The organism is Xanthobacter albus (genome assembly GCF_043194895.2).
In the GTDB taxonomy this organism is placed as follows: Bacteria; Pseudomonadota; Alphaproteobacteria; order Rhizobiales; family Xanthobacteraceae; genus Xanthobacter.
Genome location: NZ_CM195532.1, coordinates 2998263 through 3011350 on the forward strand (window position 1 = coordinate 2998263; position 13088 = coordinate 3011350).

The following is a 13088-nucleotide window of genomic DNA, read 5'->3' on the forward strand; positions in this document are numbered from 1 at the left end:
CAGGCTGAAACGAGACGCTCCGATTCCATGTCTTCCGCCTCGCCTTCGCCGGATGCCGGTTCCGCCCCCCAGGCGGGAGAGGATGCGCCGCGCCGTTCGCGTGCCGACCTGAAGGCGGCGCTGGCGGCGGCCTTCGCCACCTTCTACCTGCCGCTGGGCATCCAGATGCCCTATTTGCCCTTGTGGCTGCAGTACCGGGGGCTCGATCCGCAGGAGATCGGCATCGCCATCGCCGTGCCGCTGGTCGCGCGCCTGTTCGCCACGCCGGTGGTGGGTATCCTCTCCGACCGGATGGGCCGCCCGCGCGCGACGCTGACGGTGCTCGGCGCCATGAGCGTGCTCACCACGGGCCTGCTGGCGCTCAGCATCGATCCGTTCGTCATCTTCGTGGTGCTGGGTGTCATCGCCCTGAGCTGGAACCCCAGTTTCGCGCTGCTCGATTCCTATGCCTCGCGCCAGGCGCGGGCGGGGCGGGCGGATTATGGGCGCGCGCGGCAGTGGGGTTCGGGCGCCTTCCTGGTGGCCAATGTGGCGGGCGGCTTCCTCATCACGCTCACGGGCGCCGGCTCGGTGGTGCTGTGGATGGTGCTCGGCCATCTCTCCTATCTCGCCGCCTCGCTCCTGCTGCCGGAGCTGCCCGCCCCGCCGCGCCCGGCGGCGCGGGAGGAGGGGCGCGGGCGGGTGCCGGTGGCGCTCGCGCTCGGCGTGGTCGCGGTGGCGCTAGTGCAGGCGAGCCACGCGCTGCTCTATGCCTTCGCCTCGGTGCATTGGCGGGCGGAAGGCTGGTCGCTGACCGTGATCGGCCTGCTGTGGGCGGCGGGCGTGGCGGCGGAGATCGTGCTGTTCCGCTTCGGCACGCGGCTGATGATCCGGTTCGGTCCCCGCCGTCTCATCGTGCTGGGGGGGCTTGCGGCCGTGGCGCGGTTCGGGGCCATGGCGTTCGATCCGCCTCTGGGGCTGCTGTTCGCGCTGCAGCTGCTGCACGGCTTCACCTTCGGCGCCACCTATCTCGGCATGGTGGAGATGGTGTCGCGCGGGGTCAGCGCCCATCGTTCCGGCGCCGGCCAGTCGCTCGCCGCGTGGACGGTGAACATCTTCATGTCGGCGGCCACGGTGGTGTCCGGCCCGCTGTGGGTGGCCATGGGCGCGCAGGCGTTCGTGGTTTCGGCGGCGCTGGGCGCGCTCGGCGCGGCGGTGGCGCTGGCGACGCGGTGGTCTCAGCCCCACAGCTCGGGCGGCGGCGGATAGACGGTCGCGCCCTCGTAGCGGAGGCCGGGCACGCGGTCGCGGGCGAGCAGCAGGGGCCCATCGAGGTCCACCACGCGGGCGCGCTGCGCCACCAGCAGGGCCGGCGCCATGGCCAGCGAGCTTGCCAGCATGCAGCCCACCATCAGCTCGAAGCCCAGGCGCTCGGCTTCCTCGGCCATGGCGAGGGCCTCGGTGAGGCCGCCGGTCTTGTCGAGCTTGATGTTCACGGCGTCATAGCGCCCGCGCAGCTCGGCGAGCCCGGCGCGGGCGTGCGTGCTCTCGTCGGCGCAGATGGGCACGGGGTGGGGCAGGCGCGCGAGGGCGCCGTCGTCGGCGGCGGGCAGGGGCTGCTCCACCAGCTCCACGCCCACGGCGGCGCAGGCGGCGAGAAGGCCGGGCAGGGCGGCCTCGTCCCAGCCCTCGTTGGCATCCACGATGAGCCGCGCGCCGGGCGCGGCCGCCCGCACGGCGGCGAGCCGCTCGGGGTCTCCGGGCGCGCCCAGCTTCAGCTTGAGCAGGGGGCGGCCTGCGCGCGCGGCGGCCTGCGCCATGGCTTCCGGGCTGTCGAGGCTCAAGGTGAAGGCCGTCTCCAGCGGCCGCAGGGCGGGCAGGCCGGCGGCGATGGCGGCCCGAACGCCGCTCCGCTTCGCCTCCAGGTCCCAGAAGGCGCAATCGAGCGCGTTGCGCGCCGCGCCGGCGGGCAGGCGGCCCTGCAGGCCCGCGCGGTCGAGCCCGGCGGCGATATCGGGGCCCAGGGCGGAGATGGCGGCGGCCACATCCTCCACCGTCTCTCCATACCGCGCGTAGGGCACGCACTCGCCGCGGCCGGCGGCGCCGCGGTCTTCTATCCGTGCCACCACCACCACGGCCTCGGTCTTCGAGCCGCGGGCGATGGTGAAGGTTCCGTTGATGGGGAAGCGCTCGACGGTTACGGAAAGGGCGGGCATGGCGTACCGGACATCCTCGAGGTGTGCCTCAAATGCCGATATCGGCGAAAATCGGCGGGGTGGCCGCGCGAGGGGGCATCTGCCTGCGGGCGCAATGTGGTAAGCAAGACCCGTTGTGGCGGCGCAGCCAGGGAATCGCAAGCCGATTCGGAGCGCCCGTGGCCATGGCCGTTGCGGATGGTCGAACGCAGATTGTCAGGTTCGCGCGAGGGAATGGGCTCACGGGGGTGACCGCATTCCGTCGGCGGCTGAAAGACAACCGGGTCCTGGAGAGGTCGCGTTGCCCCACACCTCGTTGATTTCCGTGCATACCCAGGATGACCGCCTGACCGTGGCGGGCCGGGGTGCCTGGACATCCGAGCATGCGGACGAGCTGGAGCAGGCCGTCGGCGAAGCGGTTTCCACATACCCCTCCCCGCAGGGCGTGGACTTCGACCTCGCGGGCGTGGAGCGCATGGACACCTTCGGCGCGCTGCTGTTCGAGCGGCTGCGCCGGGCCTGGGACGAAAAGGGCATCGCCACCTCCATCAGGGGCCTCGCCCCTCGCTACAAGATCCTGCTGGAGGAGATGGCCCGCGCGGGGCGCGATCCGCGCCCGGCCGCCCGCCGGCAGGAGGCCATCGTGGAGCGGTTCGGCCACGAGGTGGTGAACACCGGCTCCGACGCCCTCGCCCTGCTCAATTTCATCGGCGCCACCATCGCGGCCATGCTGCGGGTGGTGATGCGACCGCGCACCTTCCGTTTCACCGCCATGGTGAACCAGCTCGACCGGGTCGGCTTCCGGGCGGTGCCCATCATCATCCTCATCACCTTCCTCATCGGCTGCATCCTGGCCCAGCAGGGCATCTTCAACTTCCGAAGGTTCGGAGCCGAGATCTACGTGGTGGACATGGTGGGCGTGCTCGTGCTGCGCGAGCTGGGCGTGCTCATCGTCGCCATCATGATCGCCGGCCGCTCGGGCAGCGCCTACACGGCCGAGCTCGGCTCCATGCGCATGCGCGAGGAGATCGACGCCCTGCGCGTCATGGGCTTCGATCCCATCGAGGTGCTGGTGGTGCCGCGCATCATGGCCCTCGTCATCGCGCTGCCGCTGCTCACCTTCATCGGCTCCATGGCGGCCATCTTCGGGGCGGGGCTGGTGTCCTGGGGCTATGGCGGCATCACGCCCGAGATCTTCATGCAGCGCCTGAAGAGCGCCATCGACATCGACCAGTTCAACGTGGGCATGATCAAGGCGCCCTTCATGGCGGCCACCATCGGCATCGTGGCCTGCCTGGAGGGCATGCGGGTGGGCGGCAGCGCGGAATCCCTGGGCGCGCACACCACCGCCTCTGTGGTGAAGGCCATCTTCCTGGTGATCGTGATGGACGGCGTGTTCGCCATGTTCTTCGCGTCCATCAACATGTGAGGCGGGGATGGACGCACGCACCACGCCCGCCGGCGCCTCCGCCGCCAACGGCAAGGAGGCCATCATCAAGGTCCAGGACATCGTCGTGGGCTTCGGTGACAGGATCATCCTCAATCACCTCGACCTCGACGTGTACCGCGGCGAGATCCTCGGTTTCGTGGGCACGTCCGGCGGCGGCAAGTCGGTGCTCACGCGCACCATCCTGGGCCTGGTGCCCAAGCGCTCCGGCGTGGTGGAGGTGTTCGGCGAGAACCTCGACGACCTCAGCGAGAGCCAGCGCTCGGCGGTGGAGCGGCGCTGGGGCGTGCTGTTCCAGCAGGGCGCGCTTTTCTCCTCGCTCACGGTGAAGCAGAACATCCAGTTCCCGCTGCGGGAGAATCTGAAGCTCTCCCAGCGGCTGATGGACGACATCGCCTTCGCCAAGATCGAGATGGTGGGCCTGAAGCCGGATGTGGCGGAAAAGCTGCCGTCCGAGCTTTCCGGCGGCATGATCAAGCGCGCGGCGCTCGCCCGCTCCCTGGCGCTCGACCCGGAAATCCTGTTCCTCGACGAGCCCACCTCGGGCCTCGACCCCATCGGCGCGGGCGATTTCGACGAGCTCATCCGCACCTTGCAGCAGACTTTGGGCCTTACCGTTTTCATGGTAACCCACGATCTGGATAGCCTGCACACGGTTTGCGATCGCATCGCGGCCCTGGCAGAGGGGAAAGTGATCGCGCAAGGCACAATCGAGACCATGATGCAGGCGACGCATCCGTGGCTGCGCGCCTATTTCCACGGCGCGCGCGCGCGTGCCGTGCAGCAGGGGCGCGGCTAGGGGAACCGAGAGCAAGGCATGGAAACACGGGCCAACTACACCATCATCGGAGCCTTCACGCTCGCCGTCATCGTGGCGGCGTTCGGCTTCGTGTACTGGTTCGCCGGGCCGGAGGATTCCAGCGGCCGCAAGCTCTATGAAATCGTCTTCGACGGTTCCGTCGCGGGCCTGCGCCAGGGCAATTCGGTGCTGTTCAACGGCATCCCCGTGGGGCAGGTGCAGAGCCTCAATCTCGTGCCCAACGAGCCCGGACAGGTGCTGGTGCGCGTGAGCATCGACAAGTCCGTGCCCATCCTCTCCGACGCGCGGGCAGGGCTCGAATCCCAGGGCATCACCGGCATCGTCGCGGTGGGCATCCGCGGCGGCAAGCCGGACGCCGGGCCGCTTCCGATGGGGCCGCACGGCATTCCGCGCATTCCCTCCGATGGCGGCGCCGGCATGTCCGGTCTCATCAGCTCCGCGCAGGGCGTCGCCCGCAAGATCGATCTGGTGCTCCAGGCCATCAACCCCGACGAGATCGCGTCCATCATCAAGAACGTGGACCTGTTCTCGAAGGCGGTGGCGGACCGCTCCAATGACGTCGCGACCCTCATCGAGCAGTCCAAGTCGCTGGTGACCCAGCTCAACGACGTCGCCGGCAAGGTGGATACCGTGGTGGCGAACCTGAAGGCGGCGACCGAGGACAAGAACGGCCTTCTGGCCCAGGCCACGGACGCCGCGACCTCCGTGCGCCAGCTCGCCGAAAATCTCGACCAGCGCACCGCTGTGCTCACGAACGAGATCAGCCGCTTCACCGGCCCCGGCCTGCGCCAGTACGAGGCGCTGGCGGTGGATGGCCGGCGCACCCTGGGCGAGATCGAGCGCGTGCTGCGCAGCATCGAGCGCAACCCGCAGCAATTCATTATGGGCGGCGGCACCTCCGTGCCCACCTACAGGCGATGAGCAGCAGCATGACCGACGCGCGCGGGAGCCGTTTCGATTTCCTGGGCGGCCTCAAGGCTGGCGGGGCCTGGGGCGTTCGCGCGGCGGTTCTCGGCCTCGGCCTGATGCTGGCGGCCTGCGGCTCCACGCCGACGCCCACCTACAACCTTTCCGCGCCCCAGGGCTTCAGCGCCGGGGGGCATGGGGAGGGGCAGCTCGTGGTGGCGCCGCCCTATGCGCTCGCCGCCCTCAACACCGACAAGATCTTCGTGGAGCCGGCGCCCGGCCAGATCGCCTATTTGGGCGACGCCCAGTGGGGCGACAGCCTCCCCTCGCTGCTGCAGGCGCGCATTATCCAGGCGTTCGAGAACGGCAGCAGGCTCAAGCGGGTCGCCCGCCCCGGCGAGGGGGTCGTGGCGGAATACCAGCTTGTCACGGATATCCGCGTGTTCGGCCTGCGCATCACGCCCGAGGGCCCGGTGGCGGTGGTGGAGCTTTCCGCGAAGCTGATCGGCAACCAGAGCGGGCGCATCCTCGCGGCGCAGGTGTTCAAGGCCCATGTGCCGGCGGCGAGCAGCTCCGGGCCGGATGCGACGGCCGCGCTCGACAAGGCATCGGATCAGGTTCTGGTCGCGATGGTGCGCTGGGCTGCGGCCAAGTTCTGAGCCCCGGCCTCTGCCCGCGGTTGCGGAATTGCACCGGGCGCGCGCCGGGCGTCTCCCACTGGCTCTGCGTATCCGGCCGGCCTGCGGCGTCTTTGACCAGCAGGGCCCCGCCGGGCTGACACACAATGACAAGTACCCTTACGCGAAGTGGTGCTTCAATGCAGCCGTCGCGCGGTCGCGCCCTGCCGCTGCGTGAAGGGCCGGATCCGCACCGGACATGGCGACCCGACGTGCTGCCGGCATGGGCAGCCGTTCACCGCAGGCAACGGGCGCGAGCAGGCGCTGTCCACGGTGTTCAGTTGGAGGAGCACATGATCCGATCCATAGGATATCTCACGAATCTGATGAAGCGCATGCTGCCCGCGTGCGCGATGCTGGTCATGATGGGGAGCGCGCAGAGCCAGGCGGAAGCCGGAGCCACCGGCATGATCGTGTGCAACCAGCCGTACGCGCTGTGTACTTCGGCGCCGTGCGTGCCAATGCCGGGCGACCCGGCCAAGGCGGTCTGCAACTGCACCGTGGAGAACGGCCCCAGCCTGGGGACACAGGCGTGCCCGACGCTGGCGCCCAGCACCGATGCCCGCGGCGTGCGCACCATCTACTCCACCTTTTCCTTCAAGCAGTTCGAGGCCGGCAAGAAGGTGCTGACCTGTCCTGGCGGCACGCCTTGGACCTTGTGCCTCAACAAGGTCTGCACGGTTGATCCGGCCGATCCCGGCAAGGCGGTGTGCACCTGCGATGTGAAGACCGATACCGCGGCGTGGGTCACCCTCGGCGGCGGCTGCGATGGCGGAACCTGCAAGGACCGCTATTGGTCCGGTGCGAGCGTTGAGCTGCTCAACGATGCAAGCGCGGTTCTCGCCAAGGCCGTCAAGCTGGCGAAGGCGCCCGTCAATTGGTGCCCTGTCGGCAAATAGCGCCGCGAAGGTCCTGGACGCAAAAAAAACCCGCCGGCGTGCAACCTCCGGCGGGTGTTTTCGTCGCGAGAGCGCGTACCGCGCTGTCAGATGCCGACCTTGTTGAGCTCGGCATAAACCTCGTCGGCCCAGGTGCGCAGGTCCATCAGGCCCGCATAAGCGGACCAGATCTCGATGCCGAACTTCTCGGCAAGCTCGTTCTCGGTCGCGGCCAGGGCGTCTTCCACCGGGGTGTAGGTGCGCTCAAGGTGGGGCCACAGCTCGGAGGTGCAGCGCGGCAGGTTGACGAAGTGGAGGTTCCGCCCCGCGCCCACCTTCTCGATGCGCTCGAAGCCCTGGGTTTCGAAGGTGCCGCCCACGGCGTTGCGCACCACGATGATGCTGGAGACCGGCAGCGCGCCGCCCACCACCACGTCCTCGATGAGGGTGGCGACATTCTCGATGGAGTGGCTCTCCGGCTTGGTGATGACCAGAAGGTCGATCTCCGGCGAGTTGCGCTGCTGCATGATGTGCGCGACGCGGCGATGGTGCGCCCACTGCACGAGCTGGGGTACCACGTTGGCGCCGAGGTCCAGGACCGCGCCGCCGGTCAGCAGCAGGCCGCCGAAGCGATCCCAGTAGCGCAGCGGGGCGTTAGCGTCGTTCTCGGTCTTGGACGAGGCGAGCTGCGAGCCGATGCCCAGCTCCAGCACCTTGGTGGGGAAGAACTTTCCGATCTTGGAATGGCCGGTCCCGTCGGTGAAGTCCGCCGCGACGAGCTTATAGGACAGCTCACGCTTCCTGAGGGCGGAGAACACCATCTGTGCAAGGGTCGTCTTGCCTTGGCCGCCGGCGTAAGCGGCGCAGATATAGGTCTTCATGCGTGGGAGGCTCCCTGACTGGGTCGGAGGCGGCGCTCTGGCGGCGGACTGCCGGAAAATTGTACCGAAAGTCCTTTACACTTTGAAGTCGATGCCCCCGGCACCACGCGCCGGGGGCCCTGTGCCGCCTCAGTCGAGGCGGCCGGCCACATGGGCGAGCAGGGTGTAGACCTTGCCCGAGTCCGATGTGAGGTAGGTGCGGGCGAGCACATCGCCCCGCTCACCGGCGCTGGCCTGTTCCAGCAGGCGATCGAAATCGCCGATGTAGCGGTTCACCTCTTCGCGGAAGCCGGGCTCTTCCTGGTGGCGCCGGCGGATCGCCTCGAAGGCCTGGAGGCCGTGGAGGGTGTAGATGCGCCGGGTGAAGGCGCCGCGCTGGCCCTTCAGGCGGCGGTCCCAGCACTCGGCGGCCGCGGCGGTGTCGATGACGCGGCCGATGTCGGCGGTCAGCGCCTCGATGGTCTCGGGCGCCGGCCGCGGGGCCGGGCGGGCGGCCGGGCGGCGCGGAGGCACCAAGCTCTCTGGCCGGCGGCGGGGCGCGGCCTCGAGACGGGTCTCTTCCTGCCGGGTCTCGGGCTCGGGCTCGTGGGTTTCCTCCCGGCGAGCCTCCTCCTGCCGCAGGTCACCGGCCGCCACGGCGAGCAGCTCGCTCAGCAGCTCCTCGTGGTCGGTGAGGGGTGCCGCGGCCTCGGCCGGGGTCTGGACCTCGGCCACGGGCGCATGCACCTCGGGGGCGGCGGGCGCCGCCGGCAGGGGCGCGGCTTCCGCCTCGGCGCGGCGGGGCAGGGTGGGGATGCGGCGGCCCGGGGCGGGACGCTCCGCCGGCTCGGCCTGGACGGGGAGCGCGTGCTCCACCTCGCGCGCCACCGAGGCGAGGGCGAGATCCTGCACCGAAGCGCGGGCGCCGGCCTCCACCACGTCGAAGGCGTGGCCCTGGCGGGCGACGATCTCGTTCAGCTCGGCGAGGGCCTTGATCTGCTCGGCCACGGCGCGGCGCATGGTGGCGGCGCTCGCCTCGGTCTCGGCGGGCAGCTCCAGGATGCCGCGCTTCATTTCGGCGCGAGCGAGCTCGATGGCCTGCTGAACCTCCTCCGTGGTGCGCTTCAGCTCCCGCGCGGCGGAGGTGAACTGGGCGCCGGTGTCACCGAACATGCGCTGCACGTCCTGGAGCGCGGCCTCGTAGGTCTGCTTCAGGGCGGCGGCCATGCGCGTGCGCTCGGTGTCGGCGGCCTCGCGCATCAGGTCGATCTGGCCTTCCATGGCCTTGGTGGAGCCTGAAGCGGCCTCGGACACCACGCCGGCGATCTCGCGGGCGCGGTCCTGGGCGGCCTTGAAGGCATCCTCCAGCATGGCATGGAAGTGCTGCATGCGGCCGTCCATGTCGGCGACGCGGGCGGTCATGGCGCCGCCGAGCTCCTCCAGGGCGGCGCGGCGGGCGTTGAGGGTGGCCTCGACCCGCTCCTGGGTGGTGCCCAGGGCCTGGGAGGCCTCGCCCAGGGAGCGGCCCTGCTGCTCCAGGCGCTCGGTGAGGGTGTTGATCTCCGAGAGCGTGGTGCCGGACAGGCCCTTGAGGGCGGTGATCTGGGTGTCGAAGCGCTGGGCGGTGGCGTCGGCCGTGCGGCCGATGCTCTCCACCGTGGAGCCGAAGTCCTCCACCTGCCGGGCGAAGGTGCCGGAGAAGTCGCCGAGGTTGCTCACGGCGCCGGACATGGCGTTCTGGAAGGTGGAGTTGGCCTCGCCCAGGCGCTCGATGATGGCCTGCACATCGCCCTTGAGGGCGGTGTTGGTGGCGGTGATCTCCGACACGGCACGCTGGCTGGTGCGCTCCAGGGCCACCAGGAAGGCGCCGTTCTTGTCGTCGATGAGGTGGGCGATCTCGTTCAGCCGGGTGCCGAGCGCGTCCGCCACCTTCTCGGCGTGGCCGGTGAGGGCCTGGCCGACATTGAGCGACAGGTCGGTGAGCGAGCGCTCCACCTCGGCCGCATTGGTCTTCAGCGTGCCGGAGACGCTCTCCACGCGGCTCGCCAGGGTGTCGGCGATGGCGCCGCCGCGGACTTCCAGCTCCTTGGCCACGCCGTCGAGGCGGCCGAGCACCAGCTCCTCGATGCGGTGGACGCGGCCGTCCAGCAGGCTGGCGATCTCCTGGGCGCGACCGCCGAGGGCGCGGTGCACCACCTCGGCGCGCTCCATGAGCACCTCGCCCAGGACCTTGTTGCGGCTGGCGAAGAAGCCGTCCAGCGTGTCCACCGACTTGTCGAGGGCGGCGGTGGCGCTGGCGGTGCCGTCCGCCAGCGTGCGGGCAAGGTTGACGGTGCGGCTCGCCAGGGTCTCGGTGAGGCTCTGGGCGCGCTGGTCCAAGGTCTGCTCGATGCGGGCGATGCGCTGGTCGAGGGCGCCGGCCACGTTGGAGGTGGTGGAGGCGAGGCGCTCGTCGAGATTGTCCACCGCGAGCCGCAGGTTCTCGTTCACCTCGTTCACGCGCAGGTTGATCTGGTCGATCAGCTCGGGGGCCTGCAGCTTCACGGTGTTGTCGAAGGCGCGCACACCGTCGTTCACCGCGCGGGCGAAGGCCGTGCCGTCGTGGTGCAGGCGGTCCGCCAGCGCCGCGCCCTGCACGGAGAAGGCCTCGTCGATGGCCTTGAGGTGGGTGCCGAGCATCTCCTTGATGGCGTCGCCCTTGGTGCCGATGCCGGCCACCAGGGTTTCCGCCGTCTCGCGGAAGGCGTCGGTGGCCTTGCTGCCGCGCGCGCCGATGGCCTTGGTGAGCTGGTTGCCCACGGCGGAGAGGCGATCGGTGACATCGGCGCTGGTGGCGGTAAGCGCGGCGGCGATCTCGTCGCCCCGGTCGGCGAGGCCCGCGCCGATCTGGGCGGCGGAGCGGTCGAGGCTGGCGGCCACGCGGTCGCCCGCCTCGGCGAGGCGCTGGGGCAGGCTCTCGCCGCGCACGGCGATGGCGTCCACGATGCGCTGGCTGGTGCCTTCGATGCGTGCGGCGATATCGCCGCCGCGGGTGGCGATGGTCTCGTTGATGATCTCGCCGGTGCGCTCCAGCTGCAGCACCAGCGCGGTGCCGCGGCTGTCGAAGTCGGAGACGGCGGCCTCGGCGGTGGCGCGGAAGAGGTCCCCGGCCATGCCGACACGCTCGGCCAGCTCGTCGGCGCGGCCCACGATGGCGCCGGTGAGGTTGTCGCCGCTCTTCTCGAGCTGCGCCACCAGCGCCGCGCCGCGGTCGTCGAAATGGGCCACGGCGGCCTCGGTGGCCGTGCGGAAGGCGTCGCTGGCGGCGCCCACCCGCGCGGCGATGGCCTCGCCCTGGCTGGAGAGCGCGCCGGTGATGGTTTCGCCGGACCGCTCGAGCTGCGCCACGAGGGCGGCGCCGCGGTTGTCGAAGTCGGCCACGGTGGCTTCGGCTGCCGCGCGGAAGGTGTCGCTGGAGGTGCCCACGCGCTCGGCGATGGCCTCGCCCTGGCTGGAGAGCGCGCCGGTGATGGCCTCGCCGGAGCGCTCGATCTGCGCCACGAGGGCGGTGCCGCGATTGTCGAAGTCGGCGATCGCGGCCTCGGTGGCGGCGCGGAAGGCATCGCTGGTGCCGGCGATGCGCGCCGCCACCTCGGCGCTGCGATCGCCGAGGTTCCGGCCGATGGCCTCGCCGCTGGTCTCCAGATGCTTCACCAGGTCGGCGCCGCGGGTGCCGAAATCGGCCACGATGGCCTCGGTGGCGCCGCGGAAGGCCTCGCTCGCGGCATCGATGCGGGCGGCGATCTCGACGGTGAGGTTGCCGCCGTTCTCCGCCAGCGTGTCGTCGATGTTCTTCTTCAGGCGTTCCAGGTTGACGTTGACGTCCTCGCCCCAGCGGTCGATCAGCACCGCCACGTCGGAGGTGGTGGACAGCAGGTTGGAGGCGAGGTCGTCGGTGCGCGACTTGAGCGTCTGCACCATGGCGTCGGCGGAATTGGAGAGATCCTGGCGGATCTCGGTGCCGGTGATCTGCAGGCGGTCGATCAGCTCGGTGCCCTTGGCGGTGAGGCCGTCGATCATGGAATCGCCCACGCGGGCGAGGGCGGAGGTGATGTGCTCGCCCTTCTCGCCCAGGATCTCCGTGACGCGCTCGCTGGCGATGAGCATGGTCTCGTGGATACGGGCGGAGGCGTCGCGCACCTCGTTGGAGAGCACGGTCTCGGCGCCGGCGATGCCGTCGCGCAGGCGCTCCGTTTCGATCTGGATGTTGTGGCGCTCGGCCTGGAGCTCGTCGATGAGGGTGCGGATGCGCACCTCGTTGTCCTCGTAGGCGCGCTCCAGCAGCGAGACCTCGGTGCGCACCATGGCTTCCAGCTCACCGGCGCGGGAGACGGCGCGGTCGAGCCCGTCGCCCATGGCCGCCACCTCGCGGCGCACGGCCTGGCCCACGTTCACCACGGTGTCGGTGGCGAGGGCTTCCGGCTCGGCGAGGCGCATGGCCACCTCGGCCATGGAGCGGGCGATGGCCTGCAATTCCTGCGAGCGGCGGATCAGCACCGCCATGCCGAAGAAAGCCAGCGGCGGCACCAGGATGGAGGCAAACACGCCGAGCAGCACCGGCGAGTTGGCGAGCGACTGGATGCCTTCCGAGCTGGCCATCAGGCCCCGGTGGTAGGTGTAGGCGAGGGCGACACCGACGGCCACCCACAGCAGCGAGACCGCCGCGGCCCACCAGTAGGGCGCGGCCGAGGGGCGCCGCTGGAGCTGGTTCACCACGCGGCCCACGCTCTGGCGATCGTCATTGGCGGCGCGGCGGTCGCCGCCGCGGCCGTCAGCGGCGCGGCGGGGCGCTTCGCGGCGCGGCTCGGCGTCGGCGTCGGCGTCGCGCTGGGCACGCCGGCCGATGGGCCGCACGCCCGGAGCGGGCAGGGGACGATCCGGCCGGGGCAGGGGACGTTCCGCGATGGCGAGGGGCTCCTGCGCCTCGGGCTCGGGCAGCTCCGGCAGGGCGTCCTCCGCCTCCAGGGGCTCGACGGGCTCGGTCTCCCGCGCCGCGCGGGCCTGCTCGGCGTTGTCCAGCTCCAGCGTCAGCGCCTCCTGAATCGCCGAGAGGGCGACCTCGGTCGGATCCTGGATCTTCATCGGAGTCTTCATGTCGCCGTCGCCTTTGCCTTCGGAGCAGGCTTCCGGCATCACCTGCCGGCTCACCAAGCGCCTGTCTTGCGAGGCCATGGCGGCACCCGGCCCACCGGCCGCGCGCACCCATGGAAATGGTTTACTGTTTCTTATGATAGCCTTCGCGCTGAAGGCTTTGAACCGGCCGTCTTCCGAGAATGAAGATATCGTT

General features: G+C 70.4%; 9 protein-coding genes. 6 read left to right on the forward strand and 3 right to left on the reverse strand.

From position 1 onward, the window contains the following. The first annotated feature begins 27 nt into the window (after nt 1–27). Nucleotides 28–1248, forward strand: coding sequence for an MFS transporter (locus tag V5F75_RS13375; RefSeq protein ID WP_509212073.1), 1221 nt, complete (start codon nt 28–30; stop codon nt 1246–1248). Here V5F75_RS13375 and dgcA read toward each other — a convergent pair. After that, nucleotides 1218–2195: an N-acetyl-D-Glu racemase DgcA gene (gene dgcA / locus V5F75_RS13380; RefSeq protein ID WP_394034504.1), complete on the reverse strand. Its 978-nt coding sequence runs from the start codon at nt 2193–2195 to the stop codon at nt 1218–1220. The genes V5F75_RS13375 and dgcA overlap by 31 nt on opposite strands. 280 nt (nt 2196–2475) lie before the next feature. Here dgcA and V5F75_RS13385 point away from each other — a divergent pair, with 280 nt between their 5' ends. The 5 genes from V5F75_RS13385 (at nt 2476) to V5F75_RS13405 (ending at nt 6923) form a co-directional block, all read left to right on the forward strand. Beyond that, the gene (locus tag V5F75_RS13385; RefSeq protein WP_394034503.1) at nt 2476–3603 is read left to right on the forward strand and encodes an MlaE family lipid ABC transporter permease subunit; all 1128 of its coding nucleotides are present in this window, start codon (nt 2476–2478) and stop codon (nt 3601–3603) included. 7 nt (nt 3604–3610) lie between these two features. Next, nucleotides 3611–4420 (forward strand): ABC transporter ATP-binding protein, encoded by an 810-nt coding sequence (locus tag V5F75_RS13390; protein ID WP_394034502.1) that lies wholly within the window; start codon nt 3611–3613, stop codon nt 4418–4420. 18 nt (nt 4421–4438) lie between these two features. Beyond that, nucleotides 4439–5362, forward strand: coding sequence for an MlaD family protein (locus V5F75_RS13395; protein WP_394034501.1), 924 nt, complete (start codon nt 4439–4441; stop codon nt 5360–5362). An 8-nt stretch (nt 5363–5370) separates the two neighbouring features. Further along, nucleotides 5371–6006, forward strand: coding sequence for an ABC-type transport auxiliary lipoprotein family protein (locus V5F75_RS13400; RefSeq protein WP_394034500.1), 636 nt, complete (start codon nt 5371–5373; stop codon nt 6004–6006). A 311-nt stretch (nt 6007–6317) separates the two neighbouring features. Continuing rightward, entirely contained in the window at nt 6318–6923 is a 606-nt protein-coding gene (locus tag V5F75_RS13405) for a hypothetical protein (protein ID WP_394034499.1), read from the forward strand. A gap of 86 nt (nt 6924–7009) precedes the next feature. Here V5F75_RS13405 and V5F75_RS13410 read toward each other — a convergent pair whose 3' ends face one another. Both V5F75_RS13410 and V5F75_RS13415 read right to left on the reverse strand, forming a co-directional pair. Next, entirely contained in the window at nt 7010–7783 is a 774-nt protein-coding gene (locus V5F75_RS13410) for a hypothetical protein (protein WP_394034498.1), read from the reverse strand. 129 nt (nt 7784–7912) lie between these two features. Further along, nucleotides 7913–12883, reverse strand: a complete 4971-nt coding sequence (locus tag V5F75_RS13415; protein ID WP_509212074.1) for an apolipoprotein A-IV repeat region-like domain-containing protein — start codon at nt 12881–12883, stop codon at nt 7913–7915. Between the last annotated feature and the right edge of the window lie 205 nt (nt 12884–13088).